The sequence below is a fragment of the Leptolyngbya sp. NK1-12 genome, assembly GCF_032598965.1.
In the GTDB taxonomy this organism is placed as follows: Bacteria; Cyanobacteriota; Cyanobacteriia; order Elainellales; family Elainellaceae; genus Elainella.
Map to the genome: position 1 here is coordinate 1,099,724 of NZ_CP053587.1, position 20,219 is coordinate 1,119,942.

A 20,219-nucleotide genomic window follows, 5' to 3' on the forward strand; every position below is an offset into this window, starting at 1 on the left:
AAAAACCATAGCCAACAACAAGCGGGAACTTTCGTCGTCTGGCGCAGGTCAATTCATCTAACCCTAAACGGAACAACTATCCCAAACGAACGGACAAGGAATCGGCCCCATCCCTTGTGCTGAACGCTCAAACGATGAATCTGGGTTGCATTTTAGGGAACGGTTAAGGGAACTAAGTTTAGGGAACTTTATTGAGGGGACTTCACCCAATCGTTATTCTATTTTTGCAAAAGGACCTTTGCCGATGTCTCGTTTCAACACCTGGCAGTCTGGTACTGCGCTATTTTCCATGCTCGCTCTAACGGCTGGAGCTGCTGCACCTCTAGTGGCCTATGCTCCGGTTCAAGCGCAAACCCAATTTTCCGATGTCTCAGCCAGCTACTGGGCGGCAGGATTTATTCAAGAACTGAACCAGCGCAATATTATTCGAGGATTTCCAGACGGTACATTCCGCCCCAATGATCCGGTGACACGGGCGCAGTTTGCCGCCATGGTACGTCAGGCGTTTTCCCGTGCGCCAATGCGGCAAGAAGCCCGCTTTGTGGATGTGCCGAACAACTACTGGGGGGCGGCGGCTATCCAGGATGCCTATAAAACTGGGTTTTTAAGTGGTTATCCCGGCAATGTATTCCGCCCTGAAGAAAACATTCCTCGTGCTCAGGTTCTGGTATCTTTGGCTAATGGATTAGGATACACTGCTAGCAATTCGGCAGGTAATGTACTGCAGGTTTATAACGATGCGAGCGCTATACCAAACTGGGCGACGAACAGCATTGCTGCCGCGACTGAAAAGAAAATAGTGGTTAACTACCCGAACGTGCAAACCCTCAACCCGAATCGGGCTGCAACGCGAGCAGAAGTAGCCGCCTTTATTTATCAGGCGATGGTAAGTATGGGACAAACTGCTGCTATCTCGTCTCCCTATATCGTTGGTCAAGCAAGTAGCCCAGCGGTTTCCCAATTGCCCGCTGGTACTATGCTAACAGTCGGCCACCAAGCTGAGAAAATTTTGGTTTCGCTTGAGGAACCCAAACCGGTACCGCTGACGCTGACGCTGAACCGCGACGTGATGATGGATGGGAAAGTGCTGATTCCAGCCAATAGCCAGGTGGTCGGTGAGATTCGCCTGGAGGGAGAAGGGGCACGATTCTATGCCAATGAACTGTTGGTGAATGGCTCTCGCCTGCCTTTGAGCGCCACCTCAGCGGTTGTCACCAAAACGCAACGGGTGACACGAGGAGCCAATGCCCTCGAAATTATCGGAGGAGCTGCCTTGGGTGCTGGAGCCGCTGCTGCCATTACGGGACTGACGGGCGACCGGGAAGTCGAACTCATCACCGTATTGGGCGGAGGTGCTGCTGGTGCCCTAGCCGGTTACTTCCTAGGCCGTGATTCGGTGACGCTGATTTCGATCAATCCCAATACCGACTTGAACCTGACTCTAAGTGCGCCGTTAGCCATGCGCTAGATTGTATGACCGGTGAGGGGGAGAGGAGTTAGCGGTTTGTTTACGGCAGGTTGCTATCTCCCATCTCCTCCCATCTCTTCAATCGTTCTCAGTAGAGCGCAAACCTTGTGAGATCCCCCCTAGCCCCCCTTGAAAAAGGGGGGAACCAAGCCAGTAGAGCGCAAACCTTGTGAGATCCCCCCTAGCCCCCCTTGAAAAAGGGGGGAACCAAGCCAACTGTGGTTTGAAGTTCCCCTTTATCTACGCCGAGGGCGTATCCCCGTAGCGGTTTAGGGGGATTGTGCGATGCACACGCTGCGCGAACGAACCTAAGACTAGTCATCAAAACGAATTCATCTTCGATCGACTGATTCTAGTTTGCTAAAGGTCGTTGAGTTGCTTACCGAGCCAGCCGTCTCCGCCCACCTGCCCAGGGAGGAGGACCACCCCCCTCGCGAATTTGAATTACTTCTCCATTACTGCGGGTGATGCGAAAGGCGTCAAAATCGTAGTCATCATATTCACCTACAACCGTGACTTGTTCTCCTGGTTCCAGGCTCAATTGGTGATACCAGCGGGGTCCTGCATCTACAATGATTTGGCCGGTGCCGTCATCCAAAATGAATTCATTGCCGACCACACTGCGAATCTCGCCAGAAATGCTGGTTCCCGGATTGCGCTGCAAATCACGGATTGGAATCTGTGCTTCTGCAACAGGAAGCGTCATTGCAACTAGAGTAGAGGTTAAGACTGTAGTTAGGATTGGTTTCATAGACTTAAATCAAACTACACTATCGACTATGACAATAGACTAACGAGAGATTATGACCAGATTATGACCAGCATTACTGCTAGAGAGATTTGTTTACAAAGCAGAGCGTAAAGCCGCTGACCTAAGCATGGAGGTCGCCCCCCATGCTCGGCTTCAAAACCGGACGTGAGCGTTTCCGCTCATCCGGCTTCTCTCCAGATTGACCCTTGACATGGGTACTAAGCTGAGTTGAAAGATTGCCGCTTCCACCGTGTATCCGGTCGTGGCAGTGACGGTGGATGGCTGTCAAATTTTCCATTTTGGTATTGCGGTGATTTCCATCAAGGTGATGAATTTCAATCACGTCGTCCATATGGAAGTGAAGTCCACATTCGGCGCATTTGCCTTTTTGCCGCTTGATTGCGGTTGAGACGGTTGTGCTGACTCCAGGGTATGTGCCCCGTCTTTGACTCCAGTATGTCCAGTTTCCGTCGTAAGGGGTTGCCTTTCCTTTGACTTTGATGTGGTCACGGATGGGCGTCTCGATGTGACGCAGAAGCTTATGCTTCCCATCACTGAATCGCCATCCTTCACCCTTGTCAATCAGCCAATATCGGTTGGCAATCCATCGTTTTCCTTTCTTGGGATGTCTGAACTTTGCCCATCGCCAGAGTTTCTTCCATAACAGAAAGTCGAGCTTTGAGTAGATCGCTTTGCTGCTTACAGTTGAGTAATAGTTACTCCAACCCCGAATTGCTGGGTTGAGATCCCTAATAATTCTCTGTTGAGGGGCTGCCTTAAGCGACTCAATATGCTCCGCTATTTTGCGATACTGAGCTTTGATATTCGCTTTGCTCGGCTTGATGATTGTTTTGAATCCAGTTAACTTGCTATTGTTCTTACCGCTATGTGTTCTACCTACCGGGTACGACCGGACATTAAATCCGAGGAAATCGAACCCAGGTTGATGTTCCCCTACGGGATTGAGCGTGTGAACAATTCTGGTCTTGCTGGGTTTTAGTTCCAATCCAAGAGCTTTTAACCAGTCTGAAATCAAGGTTTGACATTCCTCGACTACCTTCAAGTCGGGGTGGAGAACCACAAAGTCGTCGGCGTACCGAATTAATTGCGGTTTCCAGTTCTGTCCCTTCTTGTTGTGCGGGTACTGACTGAGAATGAACGTTTCTATTCCGTGCAGCGCGACATTCGCGAGTAACGGGCTGATTACTCCGCCCTGCGGTACGCCTTCAGGCGTGGGGAATAGATTGTCTCCATCCATCACACCCGCTTTGAGCCATCCACGGATAGCTCGACCTGCTAGGGAAAAGGTGTTCAGTTTTCTCAATAGCTCGTCGTGGTTAATTTTATCGAAGCATTGAGCAACGTCTGCATCCAAGACAAACTTGGATTTCTGACAAATTGCTATGTGAATTTCTTCGATAGCATCTTGGGCGGAACGTCCTGGGCGGAAGCCGTATGAATTTGGCTCGAATTTTGCTTCCCATTCTGGCTCCAGTGCCAGTTTGAGAAGTGCCTGTAGTGCTCGGTCATGCATTGTCGGAATGCCCAAAGGTCGCTTTTCAGCCTTGCCAGGTTTAGGAATCCAAACTCTTCTAACGGCTCGACTCCTGGACTTGAAATCCATTGAGTTGATCAGTTGGAAGCGTTGGGCAGGAGTGAGGGATTTGACCCCATCTACTCCGGCAGTTTTCTTACCCTGGTTATCCTGTGAGATTCGTCTAACTGCCAAGTATTTAGCATACCAGGACTTCATCAAAAGCCGTTGGAGTCTGTGGACTTGTTTGACATCTCCACTTAGCGAAGCTCGATAAATTCGACGTTGGAGCTTAAAGATTTTCACCTGAATTTTCTTCCAGGGGATGTCCTTCCATTCATACCTAATCGGGTTTAGCGATTGGCTCATGACATTTAAACTCTACTAATGGACTTTATCGTTCAATCTGTAGTGGTTACGTCTGCATATCCCTGACGTTACTCAGGGCGTTTGCTTCTTAACCAATCCCACCTTCTGGGACATTCGGTTTGACACCTGCTCTAGGGTATCGACCTCCGCTAGAGAGCCGTCAGAAGGTTATCTCGTTCCCAGTGTTCGTTTGATGTTAGGGTTAGGACTCCACTGTTCTCCGGGTTGCTGGGATTGCTCCCTGAGTGAATGTTGCCTGTCGCGTGAACCAGACAACCAACAACCGTTACCTTTTGGTCAAGCCTATCAGCCTGATTTGGCTTGTCACTAATGACGAAGATTCGGACATGGATTCGTCTCCTATCCATACCTAACTGTGCTGGAAGAGTTTCCGGCTTAGGCTACCAGATACTTCCGTGCATCCCGCTTCATCTTTTGAGAGTCAGTCGCTAGATGGGGATGTGCTTTCACCTTGTCACCACAAGAGGTCGGAATTGCACCGACACGAACAATGAGTTGTCAAGGTTCCTTAGACCTCTCGGTCTTGTGGCTCCTTGCCGCTAATCTTCTAATCTATTGCTAGATTAGTTTCTAGCGAACGAGTCGCAGCACGCGCTTTTGCCGTGGGAGTATGTCAATCTATCAAAGCTGCACTGGTGGGTAATACAATCTGGAATACTGATCCCTTGCCCACAGTACTAGTGACGCTAATTTGGCCTCGATGGGCCTGAGTAATTTGTTGGGCGATTGCTAGTCCTAACCCCATTCCACCGGACGCTTTAGACCGTTTTGAATCCACGCGATAGAAGCGCTCAAACACGTGGGGTAGTGCGTCAGGAGGAATGCCAATGCCGCTATCTTCTACTTGAATCAGGCTCTGATTGCCTTGCACAAGTAGGCGTAGTTTCACCGTCCCCCCAGCAGCCGTATAGCGGCAGGCGTTACTGAGCAGATTGGCAACTGCCTGACGGAGCAAACAAGCATCGGCCTTCACAATTACAGGATGACTGGGTAATTGCTCGATCAACTGTAGCTGATGGGCTTGAGCCTGGGGCAACCAGTCCGCCTTGAGCTGATGCAATAAGTTTGTCAGATCAACGGGTTGCAGCGTTTCAGCCGCCAATAACCCTTCATGACGGGCTAGAAACAACAGCTCATCGACTAACCCACTCATCTGCTTGGTCAGGCTGACAATTTTATTCAGTCGCTTGTGGAGCGGTGGCGCAGGCTCCTCTAAGTCTTCCAGATCCATCAACCCAATTTGGGCATTGCTCAGCATGGCAGCTAACGGTGCTCTCAGTTCATGGGAGGCATTGGCAGTAAATCGCTGAAGCTGGTCACAGGCATTTTCTAGCCGCTCATTCGTCTGCCGTAAAGCAACTTCTCGGTTGGCTAATTCTCGCTCCAATTGGTAAAACAGGTGAATTGCAAACCAGGCCCCTACTGTACCGATTATTCCTGAGATACACAGCGCCATCCAGGTAATTTGGCGATAGAAATCCTGATGTTGTTTTCGTTGTGTTAACAGATCCTCTTCCGTTTGAATAAACCGATCAATTGCAAGACGTGCTTCATCCATAGTCGTTCTTCCTTCCTCCAACCATTCATATAGGGAGGCGGCTGGAACTAGAGTATCGACGCCAGTATGAATGCGTCTTAGTTCTCGCTGCAAGGTCAACTTCTGCTGCAAAATCGCTAAATTTTCAGCAACCAGAACACGGATATCTCGAATACGACGGGTCTGCTCCGGATTGTCTTGTACTAGCCGTTCTAGTTGATCCAACGAGCGGGGAATCACGGTTTGAGCGCGATTATAGGGAGTCAAGAACTGATCGCGCTGCGTCAAGCCATAGCCCCTCACTCCTGTTTCTGCATCAATTAAAGCATTCAGCAGATTTTTGGTTTCCAGACGCACAGTTTGTGTGTGCTGAACCCAGGTTTCATCTTCTACCAGGCTGGCTTTTAACCAGGCGAAGGCAGACAGAGCTGTAAATAGACAGGTTACAGGAATGGCAATAATGACGGTTCCCCGGACGCGGATGGGAAGAGTTTGCCAGTATTTGTGCAGCTGCCGTAGGTCAGGCATGGTGATCAATCAAGCATGGTTAGGGAGCAGGAGGTTCTAAGCGATAGCCTATGCCATAAACGGTCTCAATCCAAGTATCAATTCCGATTTCACGCAGGCGTTGCCGCAATCGCTTGATGCGACTGGCGACGGCGTTACTTTCCGGTTCTGCTTCCCATTCCCACAGGGCCTGCTCGATCTGGTCATGAGTCAAGATTTGGCACGGATGCCGCATCATATATTCCAGGAGCTGGAAATCGCGGCTTGCTAGCTTTAGGCTGTCGCTGCCTCGGGTCAGACGCATCGTATCGAGGTGCAGCGATAGATCTGCAACTTTCAGGGTATCACCACACCAATGGGGCGAACGCCGCCGCAAAGCCCGAACCCGCGCCAGTAATTCCACAATATCTACGGGTTTGACCAAGTAATCATCGGCTCCGGCATCTAATCCCATTACTTTGTCGGCAGTTGTATCTTTTGCAGTCAGCATGAGAATCGGTGCTGTTTTACCAGCCTGGCGATAGTGTTGACAAAGGACAATGCCATCTTCACCCGGCAACATCCAATCTAGAATCAGCAGGTCATAGCCCTTTTCGCCAATTAACCACTGAGCGGTTGTCCCATCTTCAACGGCATCCACAATATGACCAGAGCGGGTGAGGGCTGCATAAAGGGGTTCTGATTGCTCAGGATCATCTTCCACCAGTAGAATCCGCATACAAAACCTGTATCGCTTGCTAGGCTGTCATTTTTATTTTGAACGAATCTACAGCCTTTTTCAGGCTAGTGAAGTACGAAAAACCGGGTGTAGGGCACTGCCCCTGCGTGGGGGCTTCGCCCCCAACCCCCATACCTTCCATGAGTGAAAAACGCTGTATGTCTTAAAGCTAGGGCAATAAAACGTACTAAAAGAGGACAGAGCAACGCTCTACCCTCTCAGGATCCGGTATATCGTTAACCACTAAATAGAATAGAAATAAATTCATCTTAAGGGAACACAAGAACGAAACGTTAGAAGATGGATGAATCGACATCAAGGGGCTGTGCCCAGGACTGGTCGGTGGATTGGAGAAAACTGCGAGGACCACCCGGTTGCCCAGCCCAAGGCGGCGGACCAGCAAATTCATCCCCTTGCCAGCCTCTTGGACCGCCCGGTCTTCCTGCCCAAGGCGGCGGGCCGCTGAAATCACCGTTCTCTCTGCCGTCTCTGAAGTCTCCATCTCTCCGTCGATTTCGGGGTTGGGCTGGCTGGGATGCCACGATGGAACCATCCGGTCTAGTAATTCTCAACGCATCAAAGTCCTGATCATCTAAATCTCCAACTACCGTCAGCCGATCGCCAATGGCAATATCGAGACTGCCACCGCCTCTGCGGATTCCATCGACCAGCACCTGACCAGTCCGATCACGCAGAATAAACTCATCGTCCCGAATCTGAGTCACAGTGCCAGTAATGGTCACAAAGAGATCATCACGCACACGCAAATCGCCAATATTCACTCGCGGGGCAGCATCGAGGTCAATCGGGCGATCGTTCTCCGGTCTACCGTTTCCTGGCCTACCGTTTCCTGGCCTACCGTTTCCTGGCCTACCGTTTCCTGGTCTGCCGTTTCTTGGGCGGGGTTGCCCAATCACCTCTGATCCATCTGCGCGAGTAATCCGAATTGCATCGAAGTCTTCCAGATCATCCAAATCCCCCGTCACGGTCACCTGTTCGCCTATTGCTAGGTCGATGGTGCCCGAACCTCGCCGGATGGCATCAACCCAAATCTGCCCTGTGCTGTCCTGGAGCAGAAACTCGTCTTCACGGACATTGATGACTGTTCCAGCAATGGTAACAATAAAGTCATCGCGAACTTGTAGATCCCTGATATTTGTAACCATCTCGAAGACCTCCAGCAAAGCAATAGAGTATTGAAGCCAAACAGAACTGATTTTTTCTGGTTACAGAACAATGTTTAGCAGTGAATGATGACCAGAAAATGACCAGAAGGCTACCTCCTGCATTGCGGACTTCAGAGATTTTCTGCGCTTGAAATAAAATTCCTTGGAAAGTATCTTGGTAAAATTGTACTGGTGGTGTCATACTTTACTGCCCCTCTCAAATTCAGCACAATGAAATCAAAACAATTGGTTGCTTATTGTTTAATGGCGGGGTTGACGATTGGGCTAGTGGCCTTAGTCAGCCTATTTACTCCTAGGAAAGGTGAAGGCAACGCTACTGCAACCTGTGCCTATCGAGTCTGTATGGCGCGCTTTGGTTACCATTCGATGTTGATTATCCCGGCTGAAAACCAACTGTATAGCTGGCGAGGTCGCTTCAGTGGTGTGGATCAGACTATTCAGTATGTCGGCATTGGCTGGGGCGAGAGAACTTGGTACGTAGATCCACCTAGCTCATCGGTTGCTCAATTGATTCAGGGCACTAGAGCACTGCTGTTGCCGAATGCGTCGATCATCAAAATTCAGCGCTATTCTGATTTTCCTGGCCATTACGAAACCGAATGCATTGGGGTGACTGCAATCCATTATCTCAAGCTGATTGAATTCATTCAACAAACGTTTCAAACTGATGCTAATCATCAGCCTATCCTTGTTACAACCGATAAAGAATTGAATGCTACCTTCTATGAGGCTAAGGGCACCTATTCGCTGTTCAATAACAGCAACCATTGGACAGCGCGAGGCTTGCATGTGGCCGGTGCTGATACTCCCCTATGGGCAGCTCATGCTGCGGCAACTATGCATGTGCTAAAGCCAACCTGTGCTGAACCATACTCAACGAGTTCGCAAGCTAACAAAATCACAAAGCAACAACTGACAAATCTGAATTGATACTTGCAAACCGCTTCCAAATGGCGCGAAAGTAAAATATTTATGAAAGGGTGTCCTATCTACTTCCAAAAAATCTGCTTTTTGGCTAAGCTATCGTATGACCCAAAAGGGCATTCCTAAACGCAAATCTATAAAACTCACTACTCAATCCCTATTCAACTATGTCAACCCCTTCCAAGCTCAAATTTGAGCAAATCAATCGGATAGTTGATTCAATTGTGAAAATAAAGCGGCAAAAGAATCAACTCGATTTACAGCAGGATATTACGATGGAAGAAAGAGAAGCTGTGATTATAGATGCTTTAGGAACCTATAAGTTTTTAAGTGAGAAGAGCATTAAAGACAACGGTAAAATTTTGGTGGAATATAGAAGAGGAATTAGCAAAATAATTGAGGAAATTGTTCTGTTTGAGCGTTAAATTCAAGAATGCAATAATAATCTTCAGGTAGTGGCTGTATACCTTAGCTTCATGTATTAACCTAAGACGTTATATCACTATACCCGCGAATAATTTCAAAAATATTTGCTACGATTTTATTGCGATTATCGATAATATCAAGAGATTTGAGCTGCTTAGATTTGAGCTGTGCAAGCAGTTGAGAAAAATACTGCTCAACGTTTTTAAAGTGCTCAGCCAGATGCCCATTGTAGCGTTGTTGCCCCAGCGTTTCCGGTGTGGGAAAGTTGTTATTTGAGCGCAGTTCTGCCATTAATTGGACAATTTTGGCTAAGTGAGTTTTCACCGACTCATTCACCTTGTCCCATTGCTGAATTTCACCTGTGTAAAAGCGTTCTACGGATGGATCAGAGATAACTAAGAGCAGTTTGCACACGGCCACAAAAATTTTGCCTAGATCGGCAAACTGAGTTAGCCGATGAGGATATAGCCCTCGTAACAGCAAATCTCCTGATTGGTTGAAGGTCGCATCTTCAAACACTCGATCTAGAACAATCGCATCTTCTGGAAAAGAACTGTCCGGGTTGCGCTCAGTGCCATCCGAAGCAATTGCCCAGCAGTAGGTAAACATGCGCAGCGCCTTCTGTTCAATCGACTGCAGTAACTGCTGTCGATTTTGCAGTTCCTCACAGAGTTCTAGCATTCCCATTGCAAACAGAATAATGCTGGAGATGCTGCCGAACAAATAGACTGAATCCCAGTCGTTAGGTCGGATTTCCTTGAGAAGCGACATATCTAAACTCAGCATATTGTTTTGCACATCGTAGATCTGAGCATCTCTGCCGCTTTCGCCACTTAGTTCTTGAATTAGCGGCACTATTTGCACCTTAGTTTTACCGTAAGATTCGTAGTATTTTTTTCCAACAATCGGTCGAGTCTTGGGTTCTCCCGTTGCTAGTGTTTCAGAATCTTGGGACTGTGAGTGACGTGGATCATATTCATCCTCGGTAACTTTGCCACCGTTGTCTTTGATTTGCTGATAGCAGGTTTTTCCCGTAGAAGAGTAGCAGAGCAGCGCATGGGAAATTAATCGCTTTGCCCAATCAATGCACTTGTCTTGGCTAAATTCTGGGTCAGGAAACTGGCTTTGCTCACTTCTATAAGCCAGCATCAAATAGCACCAGCTTTGATAGGCTGACCATTGGGCATAAAGGGTGGGATCGCCATCCCGTGCAGCACAGATTCTGGCTTTTTCCAATAGCTGTAATGCTTTTAGCAGCGAATTCCACCGGCTAACTTCTCTGGTATAGGCTGGAAAGAAAATGTAGAGTTTAGCTTGGTGGGCATAGAGCCTTGACAGCAAATGAAAGTGAGGATGAAAATTACTTTGGGGCAATTCATTGAGCTTACAGTACTTCTCTAGGCGTCTATCAAGGCATTTCTGTGCTTCTTCTAACTGACTCTCGGCTGCTCGTACCGCCTGATAGCGATCTGGATAAGGACATTCTGGATCGTCTAGATCACTTAAGTAGGCATAGCGAAACAGGCAGAAATGATATTTGGCATAGATGGCATTGCCCAAAAACGCAATCGAATTTTGATTAAAGTAGTCCTGAACAGCTTCTAGATATTTTTTAGCAACTCGGTAAAGCCCCTCTTTTAAATTTGCTTCAGCAATTTCGAGATGGGCATCATAGGCAGTGAAACTCCAGGTTGCACTTTCCTCCTGCTTAACGAACGCAAAATCTTTATCCTTCCTGCGATAGCGGCTGTTAAAAATCGTCTGTTCTAATTCTCCTTCCATTGCTCTTAGCGAGAATGGATACACAGAAAGCCGTGACTTGGCTCGCATCAATGCTTCTCGTTCTTCAACTCGATAACATAACTCCTTGAGATACTGTTTAGGATCAACTCCAAGCTGTTGAATCACCCTCAATCGGGCATGAAGCGCTGCGTTTGCCGCAACTTCCACTAGATCAAAGCCACAAAATTCACCGTAAGCTACAACTGGTGATTCAGCAACTTGTTCACATTTTTTTCCTTGAAGAATTGCTCTATCAATATCGTCAAACTTGTATAGTCGTACCAAACTGTAGGACCAGACCGGGCTATGGTTACTACCACCCACCGATTCGTCATGATTCAGAACCTCATCAGGAATGGGCAAATAATCTTTGATTGCCGGAATATCCCAAAATAAAATGCGATTGATCACTGCAATGATGTGGGAAAGCGGGCTACCAATTCCGGTGATTTCTTCAGAAAAATCGAGCCGTCTATAGCCCGATTCCTGCCTGATTATCATAATGTGGGGAAAAGCGACTTCATATTCATCGGGCAGTTTAATGTAAAAGTGTACTTTGACTTTGTAAGCAACCTGACGCTCTAGGCCATTAATTCGATCTTCGTCTTCTCCATGTTCTAGCAGTGCTGGGTTCAGCAAGCCTATCTCTCGCTCTGCTGCTTTGACATAGAGCGGCAACGGCCTAACTTTTTCAACTTCAAAGTATTTTAAGTAAATCGGAAATTCGTCGGTTAAAATTTCATTTTCAACAACCGAACGAGCCAAGCGTTTCACAAATTGCGGCGTCAGGTATTCTGCATACTTTTGTTGAATTTCCTTCTTTAGCTTATTTCCCAAGAAAAACTCCGCCTGCTTGATTCCGGCTTGAAACTCAATGCGGCTAATTTCTCGCTCGACTTTCTCCACCAAATCATCAGTTTTTTCTTGTTTGCGTTTATCCCCTGACTCATTGAAATACGGATTGATCAGGTGAATTACGGTCTCTCGGATCAAATCCTTAGCTATGCTTTTTCGGTCACCATCATGAGGAAACAAAGTTTCAGTTTCCAGGGTAGGCAGCAGCGATGATTGCTGTAAAAAGCTTGTATAGAGTTGTACCGCATTTTCAAACTGCATGCCTTTAATTGGATCAGTTGCATCCTCAAATAGGCGTTGAAGTAAGACTTCGGCAGGATGAACGGGCAGATCTAGAGTTTCTCGTTCGGTGGTTGAGAGCTGAAAGAACTTTTGCAAAGCCCGCAATTTTTCGGCACGAGTGAGAATGCGTGGTACTTTCTGGTCTGTTACCGAAAGTTGCTTGCGGTGAATCTGGAGAGAAGTCAATATTTTGATTAATTTACCCAAGGTCAATCCTGGTACAGGCTCTTTTTCTTTTTTTTCATGGGCATAGTAGGTTTCATAGAGTACAGAACGAAGTACCCGGCGAATGAAAATTCGTTCAACTCCCCACTGTTTGGCAAGGCTGCTTTCGTTCGGCGTCGGAACTTCGACCTTCTCCCTGTCTTTGCTGTCATGATCTTTTTTCCCTTTGCCGCGCCTGCTGACTGATAGATCTAGATCGCTGAGGCTGAGCAGATACTCATACACAGCCTTGTCCCGATTTTGATCGTCTTGATCACGACGGCTGCGGTCAGCCTCCTCTAGGTTGGCTTGGCTGCTAGTTATTTCTTGAGACGAAAACGCTGATTTGTCCTGATCCTGCATACAGGCCTCGCGATTTGTAATGAACAGCAAACAGCGATATTAATCTGTTTGATATGTACAAAATGTACAGAATAAAGCTACCTTTTAGTTGAAGTTCTTCTTTAGGTGCATTATTATAACAGCTTAAGCTAGGAATGAGCGATTTCAACGGAATTAATTTGTGATTTGGATGGGTTTTACTTTGAAGGTGAACCTTGACTGGTGTAAATATGTGCCTTAGATAACAGTTTGACGCGATTTTTAATGTATTACTAGAGATGTATGGTATGCCTGCCCAACTTGGACATATGGCTTGATCATAAACACACAAATAAATAGACAGTTATGAATTCTTGTAGTATTCTGATGATCAAGCTGAATTCAAACTTTGAGGATAGTCTTCAAGCTCTATCTATATCCTTGCTTCGATTTTCTTTGTTTTAATTGTTGATTTCAATCCTCCATCGGCCAACTGAAATGTCGAAGGCGTGATGCATCACCAGTTTGGCCAATGTATTCACCAACTGTTTCCGGCAGCTCAGCCACATCGTACGACGGACAGATACCAAACATACTCTACGGTCTGAAGAGCAGGGCAGGCTCACCATTTTGCTCACCAGTAATCCACTAATAACCACCCATGCGTTGAATGGCTATACATGGTATGAGCGCTGTCCTGAGATGGTTTAGTTACTTTGGTTCAGCAACTGATTCGCTTTAGCAATTAAGGACACCTTCAATGGAGCATTTCGTAGATTTGTCGCATTTGATTCAAACTCATCCGGAACGAATTCGATTGGAACTGACGTATCAGCATCCAGCAACGTCGTCTGGAGCAGAAGCGTCATCAAGCCCGATGGAACTGAGTGTGAAAATCCCCCCCGATCTTTCGCTTGTACTGGGCATGCAACTCGATATTTGCTTGACCTCAGGGTTTGGTGAGTTCCAGATTGTGACGGATCGATCGCAGAAACATAAGGTACGGCTGCTGATGAAAGCTGGCAGAAGCTACAACGTTTATATTCCTGATCAAGATCTCGCACCTATTGTTCGTTGGCTTCAGCAGGTTCAAAAATACCTCTAGTACATCAAGAGCAAATTCAAGAGCAAATTCTGCTGAAATTGAAACTGCAATCCAGATTACGAGAGGTTGGTACAACGCGAATATACCTGTACAGCCTTCTTCAGGCTAGTGAGGTACGAAAAACGGGGTGCAAGGGCACTGCCCCCACACCCCCTGTACCTCACATGAGTGAAAAACGCTGTAAATCAATCGACTAGACCGTTTGATGCATGTGAGTTGCACAAGCCGGTGGAGGTGGTAAATACCATTTCTTCCGGCTATTTTATTGCCGTTTTGTCCATTGCCAATCACATTCTTACTTGAAATGACCTATGAAACCTCCCACACGCGAAATGTTTCCCCAAGGAACTCCAGCCACTGTGATCAAGCCAATTGCTGTTTTTGCACCAGGACGGATTAGATGGCAAGGAAGAGACTATCCAGCCCGGCTCCATGAACTGATCTGTCATGCCACATTGCAGATGGGCCAGCCAGTGCTAATTATTGGGCGAGAGAACATCACGATGATTGTAATTCCAATGCATTGCATTCTTTGGGAACAATACCTAACTGATGATTTTGGCCTCTTCCTCAACGACTCGGATGTACAACAGATCCAACGCTACGAGAATTTTTAGAAAATGATGTTCTGATCAATTTAGCTACTTTAGGAGTATCAAAATGCCACGACTTATTCCCGTTCCAGCCTTGTTTCTTACTGCCCTATTTTCGCTATTGGCAGCTACGAACCCAGACAAGCAGGAGTATGCAGAACATCTAGTCTGGACGTTTCAAACCACAACTTGTCAACAGGTGCAGCAGCCTCCGGCGATGCATGTCGCCTGTTCAACCATTAGCCTTTTGCCAACCGATCAGGCTGCTAAGCTAATCGCTAGCTACAGCCAGCAGCAGAACTTTGTTTTCTTCAGCCTCTACACAACAAACTTTTTGGGGTTGCAGCATCGCAGTATCGGGGTTGGCAAGATGTTTGTGCCCCAGCCTAAACTCCATAGCCAGCAAAGCTTGCTGGCCGTGAGATGACCTGAGATGACCTGCTTATTTCAAGCTAACTGCCTCCAACAATATAGTTTGTAGCCGCAGTATCGTCAGGCAATGGCTCTAGCCTGCCTTGAGTGACTAAAGCTTGGTGGATCAAGGCTGCTACTTCTCCGCGTGTTGCAGGCCGATTGGGGTTGAGCACCTGAGGGTCGGGGTGGTTCACAACCACTCCTGCTTTGGTTGCTGCGAGTACATTCTCAGTGGCGGGTTGAGGAATCTGGTCAGCATCAACATAGTAGTCGTTGATAGTCAGCGGAGTTGGGGATTGGGCTGGCTCGGTCTGGGGATCTGCCGCTTGCGCTTCAGGGCTAGGTGCCGGGGCTGCGGGTGTGGGCGACTGCGGCTGTACTCTTGCCGGACTCGCGACGACAGGGGCCATAAAGTAGGTCAACGCCAGCGGAAAAGGAAAGGGGTTTCTTGCCGCTCGCCGCCGAGCAGAGCGGGTTGGTGTAGTGGCTTGGGGCGTGTCGGCTGAGTCCTGAGTGGCCTCGGCGCTACTGGGAGCTGAAGCTGCTAAATTCAAATTGCTGGCTAAAGTGGAAATAGCTTCGACTCTGGAAATAGAATCATTAGGCCGAAACGTACCGTCCGGATAACCTTGCATAAACCCCATTTCGGCAGCTTCTTCAATGGCTGGGGCTGCCCAGTAATCGGTTGGTACATCCTCGTATACACTACCGCTTTCCAGTTGTCGTTCTGCCTCTTGATTAAAGGACTGTCGAACCATTGCTGCAAACTCATCTCGCGCTACCGGATTTTCTGGTCGGAAGGTGCCATCTAGATAACCGGCAATAATATCCTGTGCTGCCAAAGTTTCGATAAAGGGCTGCGCCCAATGGTTTTGAATATCTGGAAAGGGAGCTGTTTGATTTTGATTAGGGGCAGCTTGCTCCGGAGCAGCGAGAACGCGGTTGCAGAGAGGTAGAATTGTAGCGGCTCCAGCTACCGATCCAGCGATCAAACCTGGAATCAATAGAGCTTTACTGGTCAATGCACGATCAAAAAGCCTAAACACTGTACTTCTCCAATTCTTTACGCCATGCCTATATATTTACTTCCACCTCAGTTTAATGACTACATGCTTTTGATTTCTCTATCTAATGGAATAGTAGTATAACCATTCAGTGTATTGAGCGATTAGTTTAACGCATAAAAATGTATTGTTCTATACGAAGAGTTCTGTTAATAAACTTGTATCACCTACTGAGGGTTTGATTGTTAAAGTTTGATTGTCAAAGTTCTCTTGCCAAAGATTTAATTGCTGATTTGTTCAATAGCCTGAGCTAATCTGATTTACCCAGATACATCCTCACGTTTAATTTTCTACGGATGATTGCCATAGCTGTATGCTTGATTGGATTTGCTCCGTTTCTGACATTTCATCCGATAGCAAGATGTTCTAGCTTAGCCGATCCTTACTATGGGAAACAATGATGAATTGCAAGGAATACTGAGATATGCCTCTAGTAAAGCTAGCAGATTTTTATCCTGAGCACCGCGACGCTGACACGGATGGTCGGTCAGACATAAAAGGTTTTGATGTTTACACACAAGCTGACGAAAAGGTCGGTTCAATTGACGATATTCTGGTTGATGATCAAACCGGGCGAATTCGCTATCTGGTAGTGGATACAGGCTTTTGGATCTTTGGTAAGAAAGTGTTGCTACCCATCGGTTTAGCAAACATTAGCTACAGCGATCGCCGCATTAATGTCAAGGGTTTGACGAAGCAGCAAGTCCAAGATCTGCCGAATTTCGATGAACTGGATAAGGTTGATTACGACTATGAAGAACAGGTCAGAGGCACCTATCGTCCGAACGTGATGAACACGGCGACTGCGCCAAGCACGACAGCCTATGACCGCAATACCTATAGCTATGACCGCGATCCAGGTCTCTATCATTTGAATGAGCAGAATCACCAGTCGCTCAAACTCTATGAGGAACGCTTGGTTGCCAACAAGCAGCGCCAGAAGACTGGGGAGGTCTCTGTCGGCAAACATGTCGAAACTGAAACGGCTCGTGTCGCGGTTCCAATCGAAAAAGAGCGCGTTGTGATTGAGCGGACTACTCCGACCTCTGGTGCGGTGTCTAATGCAGCCGATGCCTTCCAAGAAGGAGAAGTGGCTCGGATGGAAGTCTACGAAGAAACTCCTGAGGTGCGGAAAGAGGCATTTGTGCGTGAGGAAGTTCGGGTCAAGAAAGTGGTGGAGCAGGATACGGTTGAAGCTGATGAAACGGTACGTCGAGAGGAACTCGATTTGGACACAGAAGGCCGCTCAGCTGTAGATCGTAATAGAGATCAAAACCGGAATCGGAATCGTTAAGCTGATCTGTATAACTTTCATTAGGGCAGGACTAGCCAATTTGTGAATCAATTGCGGTTCAGATTGGTGGTTCTGCCCTTGTTGTTTTTGATGCCATTTTTCCCAATTAGTCCTATCTGTTCGTATACAGCGGTTTTCACTCATGTGAGGTATAGGGAGTGTAGGGGTACTGCCCCTGCACCCTGTTTTTCGTATCTTCATTAGCCTGAAAAAGGCTGTAACATTGCTGAACATACTGGGTAGAGAATTAAGCAAAAAAGTGACTTTCTCATATATCTTTCAAGCTTTTTGGCTTTGTTACAAACTGTTGATAAAATGGACTGAATTTAGAGTAGCTAGAATTTTATGCCATGAATATTCGAGCATTTTTCCGAGCTGCTACGGTTGAGGAGGCTGCTTCTCCCTATAACACTATTCATCTCAAGGTTTTTTATCCAGCTCACATGACTGGCAGTGATCAAGAACAGGATCTGGGTGTTGTGCCTGCGGACACTCGACAGGCTCCATTCAAGGTTGTGGTTTTTTTTAACGGAATTAACTGCGGCCCTGAGCTGTATCAATGGCTGGCGGTTCAGTTGGCAGGGTGTGGATTGGTAGTTGTGACCTTTGCCTGGGTGTCTGAAAATATACCAGGAATGGTAGCTCTCACGCCAGGAGTTGATCTGAAGATGTTGACTCCTGGTATGTATGGCAAAGGTCCAACGGCTTCTGCCCTACCGGCCCTGCTGAGAGCGTTGGAGCAATTACAAGTGGATGGGGTTTTGGCCGGTCTGCTTGACCTAGACCAAATCATTCTGGGCGGGCATTCTGCTGGTGGTCGGGTCGCCATCGAAAGTGCAGGTTCTCAGTTTTTTCCACAGATTGTCGGATCGTTTGCCTACGGTGCCCATACAGCGGCAACAGTCCAGCTAGGGTATCCGCCGAATACAATCTTACCTCTGCCAGATTCCTTGCCACTCCTATTGATTGGCGGAACCGAGGATGGTGTAATTGCCAAGAGCAGCCATCGCTATGGAGTGACTTGGGAAAACGCGACCACTCCAGTTCTGCGCACCTTTCAAGATGCGATTGCCGGTGGTCGAGGGGATAGCTATCTGCTGCTGCTGGAGGGGGCCAACCATTTTTCGATTGCCGATCCGTTTGATGCCACTACCGGTCGGCCCTTTCTGGACTTTCCAACGACTCAGCCACCAGCACAACTGCGGGAATTAATGGCGGAAGCAATCGGTTTATTCATCGATGCCCATGTTCGTCACCAAACACCAGCCCTCGAAGCGCTCGATCGCCTGCTAGCTGCCAACAATCCCCTGGTCGCGGCATTCGAGCGAAAGTAAGTTCAAGTAACACATCATTCTTGTTTCAGAAGTCGGAGTGTTGTATGAGGCCATGATTTCTAGGAATTTGGGTGTGATCATGGTTCTTCATTCCAGAATTTTCCAGTGTAGTTCTGATTTTTGAAGTTGATGGGGTTGCCTCAATGGTTGCTGCAAATTGGCTGGTAGTTTGCCCAAGATTTTTTGCTTGATTGCGCTGCAACCGTTGTGTGATTGAACCCAATTGACAGAATTGACACATCGGTTTTACTAGCCCTTTTTGACTATGTAGTAATCGTTCATGATGTCATGCGGTAGCTGCTTGATCTCAATGCTGGCAAATCCTGCAGCTCTCAGCAGCTGTAAGGCTTGCTCTTGCCCCCACATCGTACCCAACCCCATGCCACCTGCTGCTAACGATACGGTCATACAATGCATACAGGAAATCGTATACAAAAGTGGAGCAAGCGGGTGATCGAGATTACCGCTGACTTCAGTGGACGCATGAATATCCTGCATCAGATAAACGCCATCTGGTCGCAGTGCGTTGTAAATATTGCGCAGTACCGTATCAGGTCTGGCCTGATCGTGAACTGCATCAAAGGTGGTGATCAAGTCATAGCGTTCAACTTCATTGAGCAGCGTTGTATCTTTGACTTGAAATTGCACATTCGTGAGTTTGCGTTCTTGAGCTGCATTCATCGCGACCGCAATCGCGTCTTCACACAGGTCATAGCCCGTGAACCGACTATTGGGAAATAAGGTTGCCAATCGGTTCAGCGCACGACCGCTGCCACAGCCCACATCCAGTACATCAATGCCACGAATCAGCGCATCAACCAAACCAGGCACTAGCGGCAGAATATGATCCTCTAAGGCCGCCACAACGGTCTGTCCACTGTCCTCGGCCATGACTTCGTGGAAGCGATTAAAGGCAGAGTAAGGCACACCACCGCCCTTGTGGAAGCACTCCACGATTTGGTCTTCTACCGGTGCCAAGACTCCAATTTCTTGGGCATAGGTGGCGATGTTGTCCGCCCCTGCCGATCGGGTTAGAAAGGCAGCATGCTCAGGTGGCAGCGCATAGGTGCGTTGGGTTGGGTCATAGTCTACAAACCGTCCGACAGCCATTGCATTCAGCCATTCCCGCACATACCGCTCATTGAGTCCGCTAGCATCGGCAATCTGTTGGCTGGTAGAGGGCGGCAGTTTGGCTAAAGTGTCGAACAATTCAGTCCGGTGTCCAATTGAAATCATCAGGCACAATGCGCCGCTGTTGAGAATTTCCAGCATACGTTCTGCAAATTGTTCAGCTTTGGTTGAATCCAGGGTTTGAGTTGTCATAGGTTTCTCCTGTTGTTACAAGTTACAGTTGTGTACGCATACATTTCTAATTGGCGGTTCACGCTCGTTGTCTCCTACATTCCCCAATTTTGGGGGACTTCTATGAATAGGGGGTTGGGAAAGGAAATTCGCCGTTCAGCACCTTTTGGTGATGTTTCTACAGTAGCCCTATAGTCTCAACCTGAAGTTCAGGAAAAGTTCAGGTA

At 47.6% G+C, this 20,219-nt stretch carries 16 protein-coding genes; 8 read left to right on the forward strand and 8 right to left on the reverse strand.

Annotated elements, in window-relative coordinates; genetic code table 11:
- Window positions 1-244 precede the first annotated feature (244 nt).
- Window positions 245-1,468, forward strand: a complete 1,224-nt coding sequence (locus HJG54_RS32775) for an S-layer homology domain-containing protein (RefSeq protein ID WP_316436041.1) — start codon at window positions 245-247, stop codon at window positions 1,466-1,468.
- Window positions 1,469-1,847: 379 nt separating this feature from the next.
- On the opposite strand, the gene HJG54_RS32780 is transcribed toward HJG54_RS32775, so the two are convergent.
- The 5 genes from HJG54_RS32780 to HJG54_RS32800 form a co-directional block, all read right to left on the reverse strand.
- Window positions 1,848-2,174: a hypothetical protein gene (locus tag HJG54_RS32780; protein ID WP_316436042.1), complete on the reverse strand. Its 327-nt coding sequence runs from the start codon at window positions 2,172-2,174 to the stop codon at window positions 1,848-1,850.
- A gap of 166 nt (window positions 2,175-2,340) precedes the next feature.
- Window positions 2,341-4,122 carry a group II intron reverse transcriptase/maturase gene (gene ltrA / locus HJG54_RS32785; protein ID WP_316436043.1) on the reverse strand — a complete coding sequence of 594 codons (1,782 nt, stop codon included), beginning with the start codon at window positions 4,120-4,122 and terminating at the stop codon, window positions 2,341-2,343.
- A gap of 634 nt (window positions 4,123-4,756) precedes the next feature.
- A complete protein-coding gene (locus tag HJG54_RS32790) occupies window positions 4,757-6,208 on the reverse strand; it encodes a sensor histidine kinase (RefSeq protein ID WP_316436045.1) in 1,452 nt (483 codons plus the stop codon).
- Between the two features lie 19 nt (window positions 6,209-6,227).
- Window positions 6,228-6,905: a two-component system response regulator RppA gene (rppA, locus tag HJG54_RS32795; protein ID WP_316436048.1), complete on the reverse strand. Its 678-nt coding sequence runs from the start codon at window positions 6,903-6,905 to the stop codon at window positions 6,228-6,230.
- 293 nt (window positions 6,906-7,198) lie between these two features.
- Window positions 7,199-8,071, reverse strand: a complete 873-nt coding sequence (locus tag HJG54_RS32800) for a hypothetical protein (RefSeq protein ID WP_316436050.1) — start codon at window positions 8,069-8,071, stop codon at window positions 7,199-7,201.
- Between the two features lie 231 nt (window positions 8,072-8,302).
- On the opposite strand from HJG54_RS32800, the gene HJG54_RS32805 reads away from it, so the two are divergent.
- Complete coding sequence (locus HJG54_RS32805) at window positions 8,303-9,022, forward strand: DUF2459 domain-containing protein (RefSeq protein ID WP_316436051.1); 720 nt, start codon at window positions 8,303-8,305, stop codon at window positions 9,020-9,022.
- Window positions 9,023-9,183: 161 nt separating this feature from the next.
- Entirely contained in the window at window positions 9,184-9,441 is a 258-nt protein-coding gene (locus HJG54_RS32810; RefSeq protein WP_211627482.1) for a hypothetical protein, read from the forward strand.
- A gap of 61 nt (window positions 9,442-9,502) precedes the next feature.
- Here the strand turns inward: HJG54_RS32810 and HJG54_RS32815 are convergent, their stop codons facing one another.
- Window positions 9,503-12,928, reverse strand: a complete 3,426-nt coding sequence (locus HJG54_RS32815; RefSeq protein WP_316436054.1) for a hypothetical protein — start codon at window positions 12,926-12,928, stop codon at window positions 9,503-9,505.
- 718 nt (window positions 12,929-13,646) lie between these two features.
- On the opposite strand from HJG54_RS32815, the gene HJG54_RS32820 reads away from it, so the two are divergent.
- The 3 genes from HJG54_RS32820 (at window position 13,647) to HJG54_RS32830 (ending at window position 15,011) form a co-directional block, all read left to right on the forward strand.
- A complete protein-coding gene (locus HJG54_RS32820) occupies window positions 13,647-13,991 on the forward strand; it encodes a hypothetical protein (RefSeq protein WP_316436056.1) in 345 nt (114 codons plus the stop codon).
- Window positions 13,992-14,302: 311 nt separating this feature from the next.
- On the forward strand, window positions 14,303-14,608 hold the full coding sequence (locus HJG54_RS32825) for a hypothetical protein (protein ID WP_316436058.1): 306 nt from the start codon (window positions 14,303-14,305) through the stop codon (window positions 14,606-14,608).
- A gap of 43 nt (window positions 14,609-14,651) precedes the next feature.
- Window positions 14,652-15,011: a DUF4359 domain-containing protein gene (locus tag HJG54_RS32830; protein WP_316436059.1), complete on the forward strand. Its 360-nt coding sequence runs from the start codon at window positions 14,652-14,654 to the stop codon at window positions 15,009-15,011.
- A gap of 25 nt (window positions 15,012-15,036) precedes the next feature.
- Here the strand turns inward: HJG54_RS32830 and HJG54_RS32835 are convergent, their stop codons facing one another.
- On the reverse strand, window positions 15,037-16,020 hold the full coding sequence (locus HJG54_RS32835) for an S-layer homology domain-containing protein (RefSeq protein WP_316436061.1): 984 nt from the start codon (window positions 16,018-16,020) through the stop codon (window positions 15,037-15,039).
- Between the two features lie 466 nt (window positions 16,021-16,486).
- On the opposite strand from HJG54_RS32835, the gene HJG54_RS32840 reads away from it, so the two are divergent.
- Both HJG54_RS32840 and HJG54_RS32845 read left to right on the forward strand, forming a co-directional pair.
- Window positions 16,487-17,356: a DUF2382 domain-containing protein gene (locus tag HJG54_RS32840; protein WP_316436063.1), complete on the forward strand. Its 870-nt coding sequence runs from the start codon at window positions 16,487-16,489 to the stop codon at window positions 17,354-17,356.
- Window positions 17,357-17,706: 350 nt separating this feature from the next.
- Window positions 17,707-18,690, forward strand: coding sequence for an alpha/beta hydrolase family protein (locus tag HJG54_RS32845; protein WP_316436064.1), 984 nt, complete (start codon window positions 17,707-17,709; stop codon window positions 18,688-18,690).
- A gap of 249 nt (window positions 18,691-18,939) precedes the next feature.
- On the opposite strand, the gene HJG54_RS32850 is transcribed toward HJG54_RS32845, so the two are convergent.
- The gene (locus HJG54_RS32850; protein ID WP_316436065.1) at window positions 18,940-20,013 is read right to left on the reverse strand and encodes a class I SAM-dependent methyltransferase; all 1,074 of its coding nucleotides are present in this window, start codon (window positions 20,011-20,013) and stop codon (window positions 18,940-18,942) included.
- Between the last annotated feature and the right edge of the window lie 206 nt (window positions 20,014-20,219).